Annotated in this window: 13 protein-coding genes, 1 tRNA gene and 2 pseudogenes; 9 read left to right on the forward strand and 7 right to left on the reverse strand. The window is 60.3% G+C overall.

Translation table 11 applies throughout. The features are described from left to right. Positions 1-18: 18 nt before the first annotated feature. Positions 19-795, reverse strand: a complete 777-nt coding sequence (locus QA634_RS14200; protein WP_012332641.1) for a Tll0287-like domain-containing protein — start codon at positions 793-795, stop codon at positions 19-21. A gap of 284 nt (positions 796-1,079) precedes the next feature. Here QA634_RS14200 and QA634_RS14205 point away from each other — a divergent pair, with 284 nt between their 5' ends. From QA634_RS14205 to QA634_RS14225, 4 genes are all read left to right on the forward strand, one after another. Then, on the forward strand, positions 1,080-1,400 hold the full coding sequence (locus QA634_RS14205; RefSeq protein ID WP_050777484.1) for a DsbA family oxidoreductase: 321 nt from the start codon (positions 1,080-1,082) through the stop codon (positions 1,398-1,400). 203 nt (positions 1,401-1,603) lie between these two features. Then, on the forward strand, positions 1,604-3,115 hold the full coding sequence (gene tcuA / locus QA634_RS14215) for an FAD-dependent tricarballylate dehydrogenase TcuA (RefSeq protein WP_012332642.1): 1,512 nt from the start codon (positions 1,604-1,606) through the stop codon (positions 3,113-3,115). Positions 3,116-3,437: 322 nt separating this feature from the next. Further along, positions 3,438-3,514, forward strand: a tRNA-Arg gene (locus QA634_RS14220). A gap of 420 nt (positions 3,515-3,934) precedes the next feature. After that, on the forward strand, positions 3,935-4,636 hold the full coding sequence (locus tag QA634_RS14225; protein WP_265576608.1) for a site-specific integrase: 702 nt from the start codon (positions 3,935-3,937) through the stop codon (positions 4,634-4,636). Between the two features lie 437 nt (positions 4,637-5,073). On the opposite strand, the gene QA634_RS14230 is transcribed toward QA634_RS14225, so the two are convergent. Beyond that, positions 5,074-5,406 (reverse strand): hypothetical protein, encoded by a 333-nt coding sequence (locus QA634_RS14230; RefSeq protein ID WP_150108648.1) that lies wholly within the window; start codon positions 5,404-5,406, stop codon positions 5,074-5,076. A gap of 20 nt (positions 5,407-5,426) precedes the next feature. Further along, the gene (locus QA634_RS14235; protein WP_012332644.1) at positions 5,427-6,392 is read right to left on the reverse strand and encodes a transporter; all 966 of its coding nucleotides are present in this window, start codon (positions 6,390-6,392) and stop codon (positions 5,427-5,429) included. A gap of 1,454 nt (positions 6,393-7,846) precedes the next feature. On the opposite strand from QA634_RS14235, the gene QA634_RS14240 reads away from it, so the two are divergent. The 4 genes from QA634_RS14240 to QA634_RS14255 all read left to right on the forward strand — a co-directional run bounded on the left by QA634_RS14240 (position 7,847) and on the right by QA634_RS14255 (position 13,890). Next, positions 7,847-8,956, forward strand: coding sequence for an IS110-like element ISMtsp6 family transposase (locus QA634_RS14240; RefSeq protein ID WP_012331157.1), 1,110 nt, complete (start codon positions 7,847-7,849; stop codon positions 8,954-8,956). A gap of 1,055 nt (positions 8,957-10,011) precedes the next feature. Continuing rightward, positions 10,012-10,191 (forward strand): hypothetical protein, encoded by a 180-nt coding sequence (locus QA634_RS14245; RefSeq protein ID WP_150108649.1) that lies wholly within the window; start codon positions 10,012-10,014, stop codon positions 10,189-10,191. Positions 10,192-10,422: 231 nt separating this feature from the next. Beyond that, positions 10,423-11,493, forward strand: a complete 1,071-nt coding sequence (locus tag QA634_RS14250) for a DNA primase family protein (protein WP_083784672.1) — start codon at positions 10,423-10,425, stop codon at positions 11,491-11,493. Between the two features lie 2,265 nt (positions 11,494-13,758). Next, positions 13,759-13,890, forward strand: coding sequence for a hypothetical protein (locus QA634_RS14255; RefSeq protein ID WP_265576609.1), 132 nt, complete (start codon positions 13,759-13,761; stop codon positions 13,888-13,890). Positions 13,891-14,194: 304 nt separating this feature from the next. Here QA634_RS14255 and QA634_RS14260 read toward each other — a convergent pair whose 3' ends face one another. Together QA634_RS14260 and QA634_RS14265 are read right to left on the reverse strand one after the other, a co-directional pair. Beyond that, positions 14,195-16,141 (reverse strand): adenylate/guanylate cyclase domain-containing protein, encoded by a 1,947-nt coding sequence (locus tag QA634_RS14260; protein ID WP_012332645.1) that lies wholly within the window; start codon positions 16,139-16,141, stop codon positions 14,195-14,197. A gap of 153 nt (positions 16,142-16,294) precedes the next feature. Beyond that, on the reverse strand, positions 16,295-16,603 hold the full coding sequence (locus tag QA634_RS14265; RefSeq protein ID WP_012332646.1) for a hypothetical protein: 309 nt from the start codon (positions 16,601-16,603) through the stop codon (positions 16,295-16,297). Positions 16,604-16,640: 37 nt separating this feature from the next. On the opposite strand from QA634_RS14265, the pseudogene QA634_RS14270 reads away from it, so the two are divergent. Beyond that, positions 16,641-16,973 (forward strand): annotated as a pseudogene (locus QA634_RS14270) (integrase core domain-containing protein); the annotation flags it as partial. A gap of 178 nt (positions 16,974-17,151) precedes the next feature. On the opposite strand, the gene QA634_RS14275 reads toward QA634_RS14270, so the two are convergent. Both QA634_RS14275 and QA634_RS14280 read right to left on the reverse strand, forming a co-directional pair. Then, positions 17,152-18,207 (reverse strand): calcium-binding protein, encoded by a 1,056-nt coding sequence (locus tag QA634_RS14275; protein WP_012332647.1) that lies wholly within the window; start codon positions 18,205-18,207, stop codon positions 17,152-17,154. Positions 18,208-18,526: 319 nt separating this feature from the next. Beyond that, a pseudogene (locus QA634_RS14280) lies at positions 18,527-18,937 on the reverse strand (adenylate/guanylate cyclase domain-containing protein); the annotation flags it as partial. Between the last annotated feature and the right edge of the window lie 4 nt (positions 18,938-18,941).

Raw genomic sequence — 18,941 nt, forward strand, 5'->3', positions numbered from 1 at the left:
GCGCGGCGAGCGCCGCCGTCACGAGCGCCTCAGCCTGATGCTGATGACGCTGCCGAGATCGCCCACGCGCGCGCCTTCCTTGGGGTAGCCCGTGATGTCCAGGTCCCCCTTCGGGCCGCCGTGGCAGCTCAGGCACGAGGCGGTATAGTATTCCGGCACGGCGATGCGGAAGAGCGGTCCATTCTGGTCGTCCATGATCATCTCGTAAGACTTGCCATGCGGCCAGTCCGGGGCCTGGAAACGGTCCTTAATCACCTCCGCCTCCCAAGCGTCCGGCCGAACCTTGCGGTTGCGGACCAGGCTCAGGGGCGCCGTGACTTTCATGTCTGCCTCGCCTTGGGCCCGGCGCGAGAACGCCTCGCTGACGAGGCGAGCGAAGACCGCCGGGATGAACCCCTTGAAGCCGGTCCCGGCGGCGTTGATCGTGCCTTGGTTGGCGTCCACCACTTCCTTGATCGCCGCCATCTCGTATTGCAGGAGCCGGCCCTCCCGGCTTCCCGCCGGAAGCGCGCCTGGATCCATGCCCGTCGCCTGGCGGTAGACCTCGACGGAACGGGCCAGCACGGTGTCTCCGTCGAGACCCTTGTGACGAGCCGTCGGATCGTTGATCACGTCCTGGGATTGCGAGATGACCGTCCTTCCCGCGCGCAGCATGGCCGCCAGCATCTCGGCGATGCGCCGGTCATCCCGACCGGCATCGTCGATGGCCTTGGCCGAGGGAGCCGCCACGACGACCATCAGCATGAGGGCGAAACTGGTGACGGCGCGTTTGGTCCTGCCATGTTTCGCAACCATGCCATGAGCCCTCGCATCAGCTCAGCATTATCAACTGACGATCGCATGGCAAGCAACAACCTGCTCGGCCGCAAGGTTACGATACGAGGAGTCGGAGCGAGTTACGGCCGAACTGACGGGACTGCCGGTGGAGGGCGCGGTCGGCGCTGGCGCCCGCCTCAGGAACGTGAGTTCCCGCAGTTGCACGAGCGGGCGCACTCCGTCCGCCGCAACCTTGGCCGCCGGGAGTGCATCAGCATCGCCTTCACTCGGTGCTCCGGACCCCGAACACACGGCGTGCCCACATGCTGATCGCGGCCGGGACGCACGATGGGCGAGCCGATCCGTTCGTGGACGCGCTGTTCCGCGCCTACTTCGACGAGGGCCGGGATATCGGCGACCCCGATGTGCTCATCGTCATCGGCGAAGCCGCCGGGCTCGGCCGCCCCGTCATCGAGGAGGCGCTCAGCAACGAGCAGCTGAGAGCGCTCGTCGAGGCCGTAGAACAGCAAGCTGCCGGGATGCTGGTCGCGGGCGTGCCGTTCTTCATCGTCGACCGCAAGTGGGCGGTCTCTGGCGCGCGGCCGACCGAGCAGTGGCTCAAGGTGCTTGGCTCTGTCGGCTAATTTCTCAACGAAAGCGGCGGCCCTATTCGGCACCGCGACGCCCCTGGTCTCAACCTCGCTCATCAGCGCTACCGGCGACAAGGCCGCCCCAGCCTACTGGCTGATGCTTGCCGCTGCATGCGGGCTTGGTGCCGCCCTAACATTCTACCGCGGCCACACGGCTGTGCGGCCCGCCGCGGCCGACCATCATGGAGAGATCCCCCATGCAGACCGAGTGGGACATTATCGTCGTCGGCTCCGGCAACGCCGCGATGAGCGCGGCCATCGCGGCGCGCGAGCAGGGCCGCCGCGTGCTGATCATCGAGAAGGCGGGGCCCGATCTCGCCGGCGGCAACACCGCCTACACGGCGGGCGCAATGCGCTTCGTCTACGAGGGCAAGAATGACCTCCTGCCGCTCCTCGAAGATCCGCACGACCCGCGCCTGGCTCGCACGGAGTTCGGCGCTTACACGGCCGAGCGCTTCGCGGCAGACCTCCTCGGCTTCAATGATGGGCGCCCGCTCAGCCGCGAGCAGCAGACGCTGATCGCCGAGAGCTACGACGCTGTGCGCTGGCTCGCCTCGAAGGGTGTGAAATTCGAGCCGATCTACGCCCGCCAGTCCTACGAGAAGGACGGGCGTTTCGTGTTCTGGGGTGGCCTGACGCTCGCGACCCGCGACGAGGGCCTGGGCCTCGTCCAGGCCGAGCGCGCCGCGTTCAAGGCACTTGGCGGCGAAATCCGTTTCGGCTGCGCGGCCGAGGACCTGATCGTCGAAGATGGGCGCGTTTGCGGCGTGCGCACGCACGCCGCCGCCGGCGAGGCCGGGACGATCCGGGCGCGTGCCGTAATCCTGGGCTGCGGCGGCTTCGAGTCGAACCCCGAATTGCGTGCCGAACTCATCGGCCCAGGCTGGGAGGACGCCAAGGTGCGCGGCACGCCCCACAACCGCGGCGACGGGCTCGCCATGGCGTTCCGGCTCGGGGCGCGGCGGCACGGCTTCTACGGCGGCTGCCACGCCACGCCGATGGACCTCTACACACCACCCTACGGCAACCTCGCCCTGCCCCACCTCGAGCGCAAGCACTACCGCAAGATCTGTTACTTCCTCGGTGTCATGATCAACGCCGAGGGGCGCCGCTTCGTCGACGAGGGCCGCGACTTCCGCAACTACACCTACGCGCAGTTCGGCCGCGCGATCATGGAGCAGCCGAAACACATCGCGTGGCAGATCTTCGACTCGAAGGTCGATTCCCTGCTCTACAGCGAATACCGCTTCCACGACGCGCATTACGTCGAAAGTGACACTCTCGACCGGCTGATCGACAAGCTCGACGGACTTAACAACAAGGAGCAGGCCCGCGCCACGCTGGCCGCTTTCAACGCCGCCGTAGACGAGAGTGTCCAGTTCAACCCGACCGCCAAGGACGGCCGCGGGACGAAGGGCCTCGATCTCCCGAAATCGAACTGGGCGCAGACCCTCGATACCCCGCCGTTCAAGGCCTATCCGGTCACCGGCGGCATCACCTTCACTTATGGCGGCCTGGAGGTGGACGAGGCCGGCGCAGTGATCGCCGAGAACGGTGCGCCGATCCCCGGCCTCTACGCCTGCGGCGAGATCGTCGGCGGGGTGTTCTTCAACGGCTATCCGGGTGGCTCCGGCCTGACCTCCGGCGTCGTGTTCGGCCGGCGAGCTGGAGCCGGCGCAGCCGCTCAGACCGGCCGCGGAGCACCTTGAGCTCCACGGCGTGTCAGCCGGGCCGCGATAAGCCCGCTACTATCAATCCGGGCACGCGCCATGGCGTCGCCCGGGACGGCGTCCGGGAGGCAGCACTGCGGCACACCCGCGGTGCACGCGCCTCAACCGCGGCGCAATCCGTCCGCACCCGAGGCACAGCGCCGGCCCCTTCCTGCCCCTGCCTCCCCTCCCCGCGCACCCGACACGGCTCGACCGTGTGACCTCTGCCTGAGGAGCCGGCGCCCGATCCCTTTGAGCGGATTCACGTCCCTCTTCGCCGTTGCGCCGGCCCGCGTCATGCGCTAGTGAAGTGCCGCGGTCAGCACCCGTAGCTCAGCTGGATAGAGCGTTGCCCTCCGAAGGCAAAGGTCACACGTTCGAATCGTGTCGGGTGCGCCACCTAACTCTTTGACAAAGATAGCATTTCTGTCAGAGAGGGTCGGGGAATCAGCCCATATCGGTCGGTCTGTCACGCTGCTGTCACAAGCTGTGTGGGCACGACCAATGGCGACCATTCGAAAGCGCGGCACATCCTGGCAGGCTCAGGTCCGACGCGACGGCTTTCCTCCCCTATCCAGATCCTTCCGCACCAAGGCCGAGGCTGTGGCGTGGGGCCGGGACAGGGAACGCGAGATTGAAGGCGGCAGCCTCAGCGTTGCCACTCGTGAACCCAAGGGGCTGACGGTCGCAGAAATTCTCAGGCGCTACCAGGCGGCCGTCAGCTGCAAGAAGCGAGGCGCGAGGTCGGAGCGATCGCGGATCGGAACTCTCCAGGCCCACCCGATCGGTCAGGCACAGGTGCGAAGGCTGTCCGCTTCGATGGTGGCCCGCTATCGGGATGATCGGCTGGAGATCGTCGCCGGGGACTCCGTCCGTCGCGAGTTGACCATCCTTCGTCACTGTCTGGAGGTGGCTCGCCGGGAGTGGGGCATTCCACTACCCTCGAATCCGGTAGGGCAAATCAAACTCCCCGAGCCGTCAAAGGGGCGTCAGCAGCGACTGGAAGCGGAACAGGCGCAGGCTCTCATCCTGGCGCTGAAACGGTCTCGCGTCTGGTACCTTCGACCACTCGTTAACCTCGCGATCGAAACGGGCATGAGGAGGGGTGAGCTCCTGACTCTCAGGTGGGCCAACGTGGACCTATCAAGTCGAATTGCATATCTCGAAACGACCAAGAATGGGCACTCCAGGACCATCCCACTGAGCCCAGGAGCGCTGAGTGTGCTGAAGGGATTGCCAAGGACGGACGCGCGCGTGTTTCCCTTGACCGGCAATGCTGTAAGGCTTGCGTGGGAACGCCTAAGAAACCGAGCCGGACTACCAGAACTAAGATTTCACGATCTGCGACATGAAGCGATTTCACGGTTCTTCGAAATAGGCCTGAGCATACCAGAGGTCGCCCTGATCAGTGGTCACCGGGATACTAGAACGCTGATGCGGTATACCCACCTGAGGCCGGAGGTACTCGCTAAGAAGTTGCAGCAAGCCAGGGATGTCGGTCAATCAGGCGCTTCGGAATAGTGACAGTGGGGCGTTCGGCGATGCTTGTAATGGGTATCATTTTACGGATTGCGACCGGACGGGACCAGACTAATGCCAACCAGATTACCGAGTTGAGTGGAATAGCGGGCTTCTATCGCATGTCCCCGACTACGAACACGCACAAGAGCACGCGGGAATGGCTTGGAGCCGGGGTATAGCTTTGGTACGAGTTCTTGAATTCTACGCCTACGATTTGAGATGCGAGCCAGCCCCAAGGTCCCCGATCTTATACCGGTCTACTATAAAGACTCCACTCCGACTGTTATTCACCGTATATTTCAGATCACTAGAAGGATTGACTACCTGACCTATTCGCTATAGAAATTTGTTGCATATATACAGCAGTTACGACTTGATTACGATTTATGCCTCTCTTGCTATTTTTGAATACGAACTTGCTCGACGGCTCGTAATAGCTATGTATTCGTAATACGATTCGGATTAGATAATTGGGTCCATTCGGCGCGTTTCAATGGCACCTTTCGCTCCTTCGGCCGCTTGTCGAAACGGAGTACCTCAAGCAGTGTCCAGGCCCTACCACGCACATCAGATATGCCACGTGCATTGAGAGCTGAAGCGATCTCCGCCGGATCCGAGATCCCTCCAAGGCGGAGATCTTGGATGACGACTGCGACCCGAGCTGCGTGATCGATGCGATTTTTTTGACGCTGGTCCATGAAATTGCCGTGCAGCGAAGGGTGCGCGCATAGCAAAAAACCCACGCTGATACCAGCGTGGGCTTCGATCACGTAACGAACTCAGGAACCAATCAGTACTTGCGAATGATCGGTGCCGGAGCCGGGGCCGGAGCAGCCGCTGCGGTATAAAGCGGAACGATGATGCGGCCCCACACTTCGGTGCTCTCGGAGTTCGGCACCGAAACAGCTACGTCGCGGGCAGCGTACACCTGGACCGTCGCGAAGCCGAAATCGTAGCCGACCAGGCCGCCGAGGGCGAAGCGGCCCCGATTGCCGGCCGCGAGGCTGACCAACCGCGTATCGAAGTTGTAGGTGCCGTAGCCGATCGCACCAATCTCGAACTTACCGAACTTCTTCGTCGCAGTCAGGTCGAGGTTCAGCGAGTCGGAGATGATGAACGGGCCACGGGTATTGCCGAAGCCGATTGTATTCAGGCCCGGGAACTTGGCCGGAGAGTCATAGATGTTCGCCGTCAGGTTGGCGGTCAGGTTCCAGCCGTCGCCGGTGTAGCTGCCCGCGATGCCGAACCGGTAGGTGTTCGAAGCGAGCTGGCCGAGCACCGGAGCGCCCACGAAGTTGCCGGCATTGTTGACCAGGACGCCGCGGTCGCCATTCAGCTCGTTCAGGTAGGTACCGCCGAGCAGGCTGACGCCGAAGTTGTTGCCGAGATCGAAGGCCCAGATCGCGCCGATGAATGTGCCGACGTTGATCGACAGGTCGCGGATGCCGTTCGGGCCGCCGTTCTTACCGAACACGAAGACGGTCGGCGGGGCGAGGGCGAGTTCGACGCGACCGCCGCCGAGGACGACCGGGGTCGACCACACAAGCACTGGGATGTTAACACCGACGTCGACAGGGCCGTTGTCCGGCATACCGTAACGGAAGGTATTAATTGCGTACACACCCTCGGGCAGCGGTGCACCGACGGCGAGACCGACCTGCTCACCGGGCACCGTAGTCGTTTGCGCGAACGACGCAGTCGCGGTCATACCAATCGTGAGCGCGGCCGCGCCGGCTACAAGCCAGTTCTTCATCATTTGGCGTTCCATTTCTGTGTCTAAGGCGTCCGCGCCGCAGCCCTGGTATGGTGTTTCAGACCGTCTTGTCCCGCGGCCCTCTTCAACAGCACCCAAGCGCCCCCTTACGGCCCTACCTCGTGTCTGAACGATTCTGAATATCCAACAGCTTTGCGCGAAAGGACAGCGGAAACAGCTCAGCTCGTGGGCGTCCGCGACCCGCCGTGGCAGAAATGCATCATTTTTGCGGCGCTGCGGCATGCAGGTTGGCAGCCCTGCTAATCGAGACTTCGGCCGCAGACGACGGAACCACCCTGCGCGTAGCCACAGCTTGAGTGTCAGTCCGCTCGGGACCGCCTTTTGTCTCGCAATCGGCCGCCATTCTGTATAAGAAGCGTCTCATACCGCGTCGACCGTGCCCCCGCGTGTCGGTGCTGGATGGCGGGCCGGGTGCGAACAGTCTGAACAGCTTCCTTCCCCCGGCCCGCCCTTTTTCATTCAGGGACGTGAGCATCAGCTACGGGCCGAGCGTCGACGTGCCGGCATCCGCGACCTGTCCCTCAATCCAGTGCTGGGCGGCTGACGGCATTGGCAGCTAACCAGCCTCAGTCGCGTAGCAAGGCCTCTTAGGAGTTCCGAAGTACGAAGGGCTTAGATGACCGCACCTGCGTGGCACAGCCCTGGGCAACATCGGATGACCTGCGAAGTGGGTCAGAGCGGCGCGCCGGCTGATCGGCCATCGTTCCTCCACGCCTCAGTTTCAGCGCGCCGGCCTGGGAAGGGGGCAAGGGCCCTTGAACGGTTGGGATCGAAGACGAGGTACTCCCACCTGACCTCCCCTGCCTGTCGCGGTTTCGATGGTCTGAGCACTACCCCGGAGGGCCCCTGCCGCCTAGGGAGACCTGACCGGGTTGAGAACGATCGCGGTTAGATGGGCCAAGCGGAACTGGGGAGATGCGCAACTGGTAAGCCATGGGTCCCTCCCTTTCTGGTGCCCGCTTATCATTGTGGCGATGGGTGCTCGGTGCGTGTGGACAGCTCTCCGGTCCCGAGCGCGCTTCGGAGCTCACTGAGAGCCGACGACCAGGGGAACTCGGCTGCCCTGCTCCCATGCGCGTGGATTGGGGCCGTGTCCGACTGGACTACAGAGCTGGACAGGACGGCGAGTGGGCCCGTGGCGGAGGGCAACAGTTCGGTAGTCACATCGTCGTCCAGCTGGCCGTCGGGTTTCTCGCGCACCGCGACACGGGTTGTTGCACGCCCTCCCCTGCCACCCTCACGCGGCTCAAGGCCGACCCCTTTGGAGGGATCTCGACGGTCGGCCGATTCCAAGCGTGTCGGGAGCGGGTCGCCAGGGGATCGGGCGGCCGTAGGTAAGACCGTATGTCCGCCGAGCCGGGGTGGCTCGCCCTACACTGCGCCTTCGAGGGTTGCTCGGCGCGGCCGAGCCGATCCTCATCGCAGGAGGACGAGCCGTGGGCCATGCTACCGAGGTTTTCGTCGGGATCGACGTGTCCAAGATGCGCAATGCCGTCGCCGTTGCTGATGGCGAGCGTGGAGGCGAGGTCCGCTACCTGGGTGAGGTCGACGCCTCGCCCGAGAGCATGCGCCGGCTGGTGAGGCGCCTGGCAGGCCAGCACGAGCGCCTGCACTTCTGCTACGAGGCGGGGCCGACGGGCTACGGTCTCCACCGCCTCATCACCGAACTCGGCCACTCCTGCTCCGTCGTGGCGCCCTCTCTGATCCCCAGGAAGCCCGGCGACCGGGTCAAGACCAACCGCCGCGATGCGGTGGCGCTCGCCAAGCTCCTGCGCGCCGGCGAGCTCACGGCCGTCTGGGTGCCCGACGAAGGCCATGAGGCGATGCGCGATCTCGTGCGCGCCCGGGCCGCTGCCGTCGAGAGCCTGCGCGTGCATCGCCAGCAGGTCAGTGCCTTCATGCTCAAGCACGGGCGCGTCTATCCCCGCAAGAAGGGCTGGACGATGCGCTATCTTTGCTGGCTGCAGGAGCAGCGCTTCGACCATCCCGCCCACCAGATCGCGCTGCAGGAGCTGGTCGAGGCGGTGCGGATCGCCAAGGAGCGCGTGGCGCGTATCGAGGCGGCCATCGCTGAGTTCGTGCCCACCTGGTCGCTCGGTCCGGTCGTGCGGGCGTTGCAGACCCTGCGCGGCATCGACCTCATCGTCGCTGTCACCTTCGCGACCGAGGTCGGCGACATCAGCCGCTTCGAGAGTCCGCGTCAGCTCATGGGATATCTCGGCCTCGTACCGAGCGAGCGGTCCACCGGCGACACGGTCCGGCGCGGCGGGATCACCAAGGCCGGCAATGGGCGCGTGCGGCACATGCTGGTGGAGAGCGCCTGGACCTACCGTCACCCGCCGAAGGTCGGAGCAAAGAAGCTCTACCGGATGGAAGCCGCGACGCCACGGGTGCGCGAGATCGCCTGGAAGGCCCAGACCCGCCTCACGGCTCGTTACCGGGCGCTGATCGGGCGCGGCAAGAAGGCGACGGTGGTCTGCACGGCGATCGCCCGCGAACTCGTCGGCTTCATGTGGTCGGTCGCCCGGGAGGCGCGGGTCGCCTGAGGCGGCCACCAAGCGGGACGCTTCCTCGCGCATCGGCGGGGGCGGGACCACGGCAGGAGAACGCCCGTCAGACGCTTTGTGGCCGGCCGTGAGGCCGACGCCCGCTGTAAGATCGGGACAGCTCCGGACGCACACTCGGGACTGCGGTAGCCAACCCGCGCATCAGAGCTTGATCACCGACGTCCATCGGTCCCGTCTCCACCCATGCGCGTACATCCTCACTGCGCCGCTCCTCAGAGCGAACGATCTCGCTCGTCCCGGTAGTTGACTGCGGACATCAGAGCTCTGTTCCGGGCGTGTTCGTCCCCCCTCCGCCCTGTGGGTATCGACAAGGCGCCGTCTGCTGAGCACCTCGAGCCTCGTTGAAGGTGCGACTGATCAAAGCACCGGTGACGACCTCAGCCCAGGACCTCCATTCCGTTACCATTATGGGGCCTCGGCGCACGGAACCGGGGGTCAGGCTCGACTCGTACCCACCTTCTCACCTGTAGGCATGGTCCCGCTCACTCATTAATGAAAGTATGTGTCTGATAGCAGTTGCGGACTTCCGGCAGTTCGCATAATTATAATGAGGTATTATGATCTGAGACGCACGTATAGTTCGAAATCATTCCTGACAAAATCTCTTTGATGGTGCAGATGCGCGCTTGCAAGAGCAGGGCATTAATTCTGATTATTTTGCAATTAATGTCAACCGCTTGAACCTGAATGCATGTGTGCCCATTAACCGCTTCAGTTAGGCGGCTGAACAGTGAGGGCACTGCGTGATGTATGGCGATGACAAACGTGCTCACGAGTTGGACGGAACGGGTCGCTCACAGGGCGGCGATGTTGACCTGCTGACTGGGCTTCCTAACTCGGCTGGGGAGCATGCGCCCTGGCTGAGGCCCATCACCGAAATCCTGGCAGCGCACTGGCACAAGGGTCAGCGGGATAACCTCGCGTCCGCCTTCATTGCCTTCTGCGTCGCCAACGGAGTGGACCGGATCACATGCGAGGAGGTGATCCGTGCCGTGTGTAGTCAGGCCGGTGACGAGGAAGTGCGGGATCGCCTGATGAAGGTTGCGGAATGCTACGAGAGGCACGCCGAGGGAGCGCCGGATGGTGGCTCCGAACTCCTGTCGCGCATCCTGGGTGCCGAGTGCTTCGAGCAGATCCAGGCGTGGTTCAGCACCCGTCCAGCCCCCCACCTGCTCAGGCCCTACTGTTCCCTCAGCGTCGTCTTCCGGAATTGATCCAACTACCGATGTCGGAGCCGCCAAGGCATTCTCATCGGCTATGTATGGCAAACTGCTGTTCCATCCCGACGACCAGACCTCCTACAAGAGCATGGTGTCTACCGTCGCATCTGCCAGGAAGAGGTCCAGAAGATCGCAGTTTAGTTTCGGACAACCCTCCCTGATGCCTTTTTTGACGCAGAGCCGAAAGCCCTCAAAGCAAAATACCCTCTTCGTAACACCAATTCAATGGTGGAAGGCGCGAAAATATTCCTCACTGTCGCTGGTAAAAGGATTGATGCCGACGATTATACGGCCGGATGCAAGAACGGCATTCTCGACCTGAATAGGAAGATCATTGTCGATTCCACTATTATTGTGACGAAACGGCTCGGAGTAGCATTCGATCCTGCGGCTACCTGCCCCAAGCTCATGAATTTTCTGGAAAGCATCTTCCCGAATGACCCTGAGAAGATCCGATTCCTCCAACGAGCGGTCGGCTACACGCTCACGGGTTGGACAAAGGCGCAGTGTCTCTTCCTGCTGCTTGGGCAAGGAGCGAACGGCAAGTCGACCCTCCTCAAGATCATTCGGGCGCTGATGGGTGAGTACGGAACGTCGATCCCCATGTCAGTCCTGATGGCCTCTCGGTCTGGCAATGACAGGACGGACGAGCTCGCGGGCCTGAGGGGATACCGCTTCGTCTCCGCACACGAAACCGAGGTTGGCCAGAGGCTCTCGGTGACCAAGGTGAAGCTCCTGACTGGTGGCGATCCGATCACCTGCCAACCCCGGAAGGGTGCGCCGCTCTCCTACCAGCCGAGCTTCAAGCTGTGGCTGGCCATGAATGACCTGCCCGAGATCCCACCGGGCGATGAGGCGATCTGGAGGCGCGTCCACATCATTACGTTCCTGGTCACGATCTCAGAGGGCGAGCGGAATATGAACCTGTTCGAAGAGCTTGAGCCTGAACTGCCCGGCATCCTCAACTGGGCTCTGGCTGGTCTCGAGGAGTTCAACAGGGTCGGCTTGAAATCACCTGCATCCATCGTCGATGCCACACGGGCCTACCGGCGCGACAATGACACCGTCGGTCAGTTTATAGACGGTGCTTGCATGATCGACCCAGAGGCAAGAACATTGATGAAAGATCTCCACAATGTTTATGCCAGATGGTGCGCCGTGAGTGGCCTCATCCCACTTGGCAACGTGCAATTTGGTAAAGAGATGACGCGTTTGGGTTTCGACGTGTATTCAACAAAATCTGGGAACGGGCGAAAGGGAGTCAGACTGCTGCCGAAGGGCAATGAGAAGGACTAATCGCCTGAAGCATGGTCCGTCTCCCGGTCAGCCTAGACGCCCAGGTCAGGTGGAGGGTGGAGGGTGGAAGTGGGGTACCGGGTTTTCTGCGTCCTCGCCACCGGTCGCCGAGAGAGGTTTCGCCTCCACCGTCGGCCTTAAAACGACGATGAAGCACACTGCCTATCTGCCCCGAAGGCGATCTCACGCATATGTTCGCGGGCATGCACTGGCCAGCAATGAGACGCACCGCCTTTGGTGATGACTGTAACGTTCTGATCTACAGGCGGCGTGTGCCCAGAATAACCGTGTCACTTGCCAAAATTTCTGCGCCTTTGGCCTTGAAATGGGCTAGTCGTGATACTATATACTGATAGATATATTGTGTGCACGTATTGACGGCTCTTGGAGCTTGCGTTGGGTTAAAGACCAGCCGCCGGCAGATCAACGAGTTAAGCACACACGGTAAGGTCCAACGACAGGATCATGATGAGGGAATGTGTTACCCTCACGCTGCTGGGATGTCGGCTTCATGGCTTCCAGAGAGCGACCGTTGTACGAACGGAACATAAAAGGAGACAGGGCAACCACCCTTCCTTGCGGCACCAAGTTACCTAGGCTGTGAGTTGTTCTATGAAGCGTGTGTTCTCGGCTCCGCACTGTGAGAACAGCTTCACCTGAGATAGGTGAAGTGTGCCTACTCACCTTCTGTGAGATAAGAATGTATGATCTAGATATTGAATGAACAAAGAAGATAATAGCGAACGCGAAGCGCTGGCCGAAGGCCAGTAATATTGTTTCTATAATACGTCCTCGTATCGAATAAGATCTCGATCTTCTATATTTTCAATCAATCAAAGAATTTTGTAACACACATCATTCCGGGTTTCATGGTAGTTTATGGGTCGGGACAAGGCTTTAGCGGTCTAATCAAAGCAGATCAAGGCCGGTGCCTATCGGATCACGATCAGAATAAAGTCATAACATTATATGAAAAGAGGTCCTTGCGGCCCCCTTTTCGTCCTTCGGACCACGCATATTTATAGGAATATAGGACCTTCTGTAAATTCCTGTCCAACTGTCATGGTTTCTCTATCTGATCGATGGAACGTCCTACATCTTCACACTTCGAAGGCGGGAGTAAGAGAGGCGATGCGGGACAGAAGATTTCAGGTTCCTCCGGATGAGGCAGTGGCCTTCATTATCATTATCGCCTTCCCAGTCCACGGCGACCAACATCGAACCGCGCACCATTCTCGTTAGCAAGGGTGTGGACGCCGGCTTGTGCGATGTGACTTGAAGCCAAACGAGTTCGCAGCACTGTTACCCCATCTCCGTGTTGCTTGTTAAAACACTTTTTCGAATCACACCTTGTGAACCAAGGCGACGCATCCGTATTCCATCTAATCAAGCGATAACCAAATGATTATGCTACATAATCTTGAAGAAAGTCGTGTGGGTAGTCGAAGAATCCGAATTTATTCATGAGGATAGGCGGACAACGAGGCCGGTCCGAATAGTCCATCTTATTTGCAGGAAGTTCAACGGGTCAGACCTGCTCTACCTACCATGCCAGCCCGAGGACCCAACCGGCGCCTTCTTCACGTATTATCGTTCGGGTGGTCGTAAACCCTTGAACGTTAAGCAGCGAATCTTGAATGGAGTCTGTGATGAGGACACTGTAATCCCACAATGGTCACCTCCTCCCCCCATCCGACACAGACATCCACACTCAAGATCAGGAAGCCAAGGTCGCCGGTGCGCTGAGGGAGTGGGAAGAGGTTGGTAGGCGGCCAGGAGAAGAAAACCATGGCATCTACCGGCTTGGTCTCTGCCTTCACGCCACTGGTATGAGCCCTTAGCGCCTTCCGACCACGCTGTTGGAATGTGCCAACGCCGCCCATTCGCCTTCGGACCGGGTTAGGGACGTGCACCGCCTCATGGAACGTGTGCAACGGAGCGTGCTCTGACGGGCTGATCCACTCCCAACATGCGAGAAGGTGGGCGAACGATGGGCCCAGGGACGTCCAGCAACAATCCTTCCGCTCCCCCCTCTCCCGTGATTGCCCCATATCATTACCGTGATCGGTCCCATTGGCACGCCTACCGCGGTCGGGACCGGGAACCTGCCGACAGCGCCATGGACGTCGTCCCATCCGCAACCTCGGGTTCCCTCTCGCGCTCAGGAGGATGGACGAAGCGTCAACGGGCCGATAGCGTTAACCATACCACCTGTGGCTCGGCATCCCCACGGTGCTGAGGGCAGTCAGTTACTGAGGAGGCCGTATGCGTCTGATCACCATCTCGTTCGCGTTCCTGCCGTTCCTCGTCGTCCTGATCGTCAGCGCTATCATTGCCGCGATCGCCCTTCCGTTCCGGGCTCTCGCATCACTCGCACGGGGCAAGGCACACGCGTAGCTCACGAGAGGCAGCGCGTAACGATCACCGTTTCCGACCCGCCAGGCCCGGCGTGTATGGTCAGGATCGCGCCGACCGTTCGAATAACCTGCGTCGGGCGCCCACAAGCCCGGCAGCATTCGCCCTCACATCGTATCAGGGGTGCTCACCGCCTCTTCGATGCGTGCGGAGGGCCGTGCTATAATGATCTTAGTGGGGTGTGTTCATTCGTGTCGACGCAAATCGATGCAGGCGTTTCCAATCTTCTCGCATTTCACGATGACGAGTCCGCAAACCTCATTGGCCAGTCTCTTCAATAACATTATCATTCCTCCTGAAGACCCGCCTTCCGCAACCCTTCAACTATTCTCTGATACTCAACGAGAAAATCAAGGTTGTCAGAAAAGCCCGCTGTTGCCCACTTTTTAACTGTGTAGCCGGGCATCAGCTTTAGGAGTTCCGCGACTGCTGCCTCTGCTTGCGCCTTTTGGCCGGTCCAAGCGTAGCCTGCAGACAAGTCGATATAAGCAAGCCAGAGTGGGCCAGCTGCTACTGATTTGCGGCACCAGGCAATGGCATCCAGGTCGCGAGCGAGGTGTGTAAAAGCATGACACATGTGGAACAACCAGAAATTCACCGCTGGATCACGCGGACTTAATCGAAGAGCTTTCTCAATGAGGGGCAGTGCCTCAGTTGATTTTCCGAGGAGAATTTTTGTGTGCCCAAGCTCTTCATAGGCTACAGCCAGATTTCTATCTTTTGCGATCGCCGTTTCGAACTCAGGCACTGCCAATTCATGTTTCTTCCTCGCTTTCAGTATCTCTGCCTTCACAAAGTGAGCCATTGCGTTTTCAGGTGCATCGGAGAGGACCGGTGTGATGGCCTCATCTGCCGCAGCCAAATCATCGGAAGGAGACGTGCTCCACCGAAGCCACACCAGGTATGATAAACTTCGTGCCTTACCTACTAGTGCAGAGGTAAGTTTCTGATCCAGTTGAAGAGCACGCTCAAAAAGGTTAATTGCCTCTCGAAGGTGTGCAGGGCTGGGAGGTCGGTTGAGAGCGGCCCACCCTCTCATGGCCAGATCCGCGGCAGTTGGACTGTTGGGCCGTTCGAGAAGGGAGCGAAGGCTCTCGGCTTTTGTCAGTTGCACATCAAGTGAGCGGGCAAGCCGGGCGACAAACTCTACCTGTAGCTCGCCAAGGCGGCTGCGCTCCCCCTCGAAGCGGTCCGCCCAAATGTGGGCCCCGGTCTCTGCTGAGATAAGCTGTGCATTCAGCACGACCTGGTCGCCCGTGCGACGGACACTACCCTCCAGCACGTAGCGCACGCCGAGGTCACGTCCTACCTGCTTCACGTCGACCGCTTTGCCCTTGTAGGTGAAGGCGGTGTTGCGCGCGATGACGAAGCTGCCTTCGAGGTGCGAGAGGTCCGTGGTGAGGTCCTCAGTGATCCCGTCAGCGAAGAAATCCTGTTCCGGATCATTGCTGAGGTTCATGAAGGGGAGAACCACGATCGATAGGCGTGGAGCCTCCTTGGCCTCTCCAGTCAGCTTCGCGGCGATGGTTTGGGTCGCGTCTGGCGTTCGAGCGGTTCGCCAAGACGACCAGCCAAGCCCAACAGCCACCAGGGCTACGATCGCGCCACCGCCCACCCAAACGGCCGTCCTGGAGCGTCTCTGTAGATCAGAGGGTGTACCGGCGCCCTGCTCCTCGGTCGCCAGCATGGGGATGGCCGATGCTGGAATCGCGAACACCCCTACTGGCCTTGCGATGTTTTTGAGTTCGAGTTTGCCCTTGTCCTCATACGGGTAGCGCAGCCGGTCCCGCACTTGGTCGTAGACCGCGCGGGAGAGACACACGCCTCCTGGTTCCGAGAGAGGCTCGAGGCGGGCTGCGACGTTCACGCCGTCCCCGTAAAGGTCCCCGTCCCCCTCAACGAACACGTCGCCGAGGTTCAACCCCATTCGAAGCCGTAGTGCTCGGTTCTCAGGTTCGTTGGCCTCGTGACGGAGGACCGCCTGCTGAATGGATACCGCACAGGCGACCGCGCGAACCGAACTCCCGAACTCCGCGATGAACCCGTCCCCAGTGGTCTTTACAAGGCGCCCTAGGGCCCGAGCGATTGCAGGTTCGATCACCTCCCGACGAACCGCCTTCAACCGTTTCAGGGTTCCGGCCTCGTCAGACCCCATCAACCGACTGTAGCCGACCACATCCGCTACCAAGATGGCGGCTAGCCTGCGATCCGTATCAGCAGTGGTCTCCCTCATGCCGACCGCTCCCTCCCCCTTGGAGGATAAGCCTATCGGAAGACATCACCAACCGACCAGGCTGTCCCGGAGCTACGATGGCGCGGCGAGACAATGGGCCCTCAGTTGCAGGCGGCGTGACTGATTCCGCCTCGGGCATCAGTGGCAAGGGTTTCAGGCAACGCTTCGATCACGATGTGTCCCGTCGCTGACTGTTTGGACCTCTTCGGTCGCTGACGCCACTTCTCTGCCCGGAGCAGCAACATCTCTCAGCATCGCCACCATCTCGTCGGTCTGAGTGTCCAGATCGATGTCACGCTGCCAATCTTCACTATTCCGGTGGACAAGCATGACGGCGGCGAACAGTGCAGCCGTGCTTCCTCCGAACGGTGCCGCGAGAACCGCATACACCGCGCCGTAGGGCTGGACGACGCTCGCAGTGACGATAGCCCCGACCATGGCTGCTGCGACGAGAACGATCACGGAATGCTCCTCCACCAAAGCGCAGGATGCCACACGCCCCGAGGCTTCTTCGGTGCGTTCGGTTACGTGGTTAGGACTGGGTAGCGCGAGGGATGCGCCTTGCCGCAACCACGTCTGGATCTTCGACTTCGTGCAAGCGCAGACCCACGACGGGCGCAGCCTGCGTGTCCTGACGCTGATCGACGAGCACAGCCGGGCCTGCCTAACTCTCAAGGTCGCTCGGCGCATCAACAGCTTGGGCGTGATCGGCCGCTGGCAGAACACCTACAACCGCCTCCGCCCACACTCATCCTTGGGCTATCGGCCGCCTGCGCCGGTCTCCTTCCCGGATCTAGCCTTCCGCCTACCCAGGGCTGCGGCCATGCAGTAGCCTCTCAATCGGCCCGGTCCAAAGTACCGTTCAGGTCAGTAGAGTCGCCCTCGAAAACATAGAGCTGAGACAGAGGAACGTCAAAACAGGTGAGAGCATCGAATACGAGCTTGACGTGATGTTTATTGATGGCGCTTGAGGCGGGGCTCAGCGGCCCCGCCCCGGATTGGTAGGGCCTTCAAGATACGTAGAAGTCAGATGCGTGCAGAAATTCGCTCGCACTTAGACCTTCTGCATTGTCAAAGGTGGCAAGCGTCTGCGCAGCCCCGCCTCTTCTTCCATCAGCATCCCAAGCTAAGGTGAACGTATTATTTGGACTGGCATAGAAGAGAAACTCACCGTGTGTCTTCGTTGCGGCTGAGCTCAACTCGAAATAGTCAGAGTTCAGAGTCCTGTCACTGTTGAGCCCTGCACCAACAACAAGATTAAAGTCAGAGGCGTATATGCCAATCACGTCCCCATCGTGCGCCGAGGAGAAATCTGTTATTTTATCAACACCATCGCCACGACGGAGCCCAAAACCATCGGATCCGCTTCCACCTGTGAGTATATCATTGCCGCCAAGCCCAGCTATACCATCATTGCCGGCACCGCCGTTGATAACATCGCTAGCCGTCCCGCCTCTTATAGTATCATTACCGTCGTCTCCAGATATAGTCACGCTCGAATTGTCGTATGTGTATTCTATAAGATCGTCCCCTGCGCCGCCGTAAACAACATCAGACCCTTCTCCGTTGCTGCCGCGGATGGTATCATTACCGATTCCGCCGTAGATCAGATCATTTCCTATGCCGCCGCGAATGTAGTCATTGTAAGTCGTACCGTCGGCAGCTTCCTGATAGACGCCATCATCTCCATAGATGGTGTCATTGCCTGATCCACCCGTGATACCATCGTTTCCAGAACCTCCGTAGAACGTAGAGGCGTCTAAATCGTTTTTGTACCAAATTGAGTCGTTACCTGATCCACCGAAGACTATATCATACCCGGTGTGAATCAGGGACGATCCACCGTCGGTGATTGTATCGTCGCCGTCTCCGCCATCGACAGAGTCATTTCCAAACCCGCCGAGAATGGTGTCTTTGCCTTCCCCGCCCAACAAAGTATCGTTACCGCCTCCGCCATAGATAGCGTCATCACCTGCATAAGTCTCGATATGCAGAGGAGACCACTCACCAATATAGCTGTCTACAGTGTCGTTACCTTGGGTTCCTGTAACGTAGATCGTGGACATGGTGCCTCCCGCGTCACAATAGTGTCGAGCTTGGCCCTACTGAAAGAGAGCAAGGCAGATCATTGCTTACCTCGTTCAGGGTAGAAATACATACTTCATTTGCACTAATGCGAAGTGCTGCCTCAAACGCTAAAGCTTGCTTCATGGTCTTTTGATTGGAATGTATAGCAGAATGTATTTCGAGTCGCTGCGTGTAGACCTGACGGAAAACAGCAGTATGTGGTTCCTCCTGGCGGAGAGGTGACCAGGCCTGTCGCAAACTCTGATTGTATTTTCCCTATATCAGACACTCTGAAATCCAGCGGTACTTAAGGCTGCCACAAATGCCTCCGGTTTCGGCCAAGGGCTCCAGCCTCGCCGCTATGTTGATGCCGTCCCCGTATAGGTGCCCGTCGGGTTCCACGACGACATCTCCGAGGTTGATCCTGATGCGAAGGCGGAGGGCACGGTCATCAGCTACCCCGGCCTGCTGACGAGAGACGCCTTGCTGGATCGCCACCGCACAGGAGACTGCTCGAACGGCACTCCCGAATTCGGCAATGAAGCCGTCCCCGACCGTCTTGATGATACGGCCCTTGGCGGAGACCACAGCCGGTTCGATGACCTCACGCCGGAGTGTCTTCAAGCGTCGCAGTGTCCCACTCTCGTCCAGTCCGATGAGGCGCGAGTAGCCCACGACCTCGGCCACCAGGATCGTGACCAATCGCCTGTCTGCAACTGTCTGCACCATGCCA

The organism is Methylobacterium sp. CB376 (genome assembly GCF_029714205.1).
GTDB lineage: Bacteria > Pseudomonadota > Alphaproteobacteria > Rhizobiales > Beijerinckiaceae > Methylobacterium.

Excerpts from the sequence above, each read along its gene's own strand:
- QA634_RS14200 (WP_012332641.1), bottom strand. The coding sequence starts at position 795 with ATGGTTGCGAAACATGGCAGGACCAAACGCGCCGTCACCAGTTTCGCC.
- QA634_RS14205 (WP_050777484.1), top strand. The coding sequence starts at position 1,080 with ATGCTGATCGCGGCCGGGACGCACGATGGGCGAGCCGATCCGTTCGTG.
- tcuA (WP_012332642.1), top strand. The coding sequence starts at position 1,604 with ATGCAGACCGAGTGGGACATTATCGTCGTCGGCTCCGGCAACGCCGCG.
- QA634_RS14225 (WP_265576608.1), top strand. The coding sequence starts at position 3,935 with ATGGTGGCCCGCTATCGGGATGATCGGCTGGAGATCGTCGCCGGGGAC.
- QA634_RS14235 (WP_012332644.1), bottom strand. The coding sequence starts at position 6,392 with ATGATGAAGAACTGGCTTGTAGCCGGCGCGGCCGCGCTCACGATTGGT.
- QA634_RS14245 (WP_150108649.1), top strand. The coding sequence starts at position 10,012 with ATGAAGGTTGCGGAATGCTACGAGAGGCACGCCGAGGGAGCGCCGGAT.
- QA634_RS14250 (WP_083784672.1), top strand. The coding sequence starts at position 10,423 with ATGGTGGAAGGCGCGAAAATATTCCTCACTGTCGCTGGTAAAAGGATT.
- QA634_RS14255 (WP_265576609.1), top strand. The coding sequence starts at position 13,759 with ATGCGTCTGATCACCATCTCGTTCGCGTTCCTGCCGTTCCTCGTCGTC.
- QA634_RS14260 (WP_012332645.1), bottom strand. The coding sequence starts at position 16,141 with ATGAGGGAGACCACTGCTGATACGGATCGCAGGCTAGCCGCCATCTTG.
- QA634_RS14275 (WP_012332647.1), bottom strand. The coding sequence starts at position 18,207 with ATGTCCACGATCTACGTTACAGGAACCCAAGGTAACGACACTGTAGAC.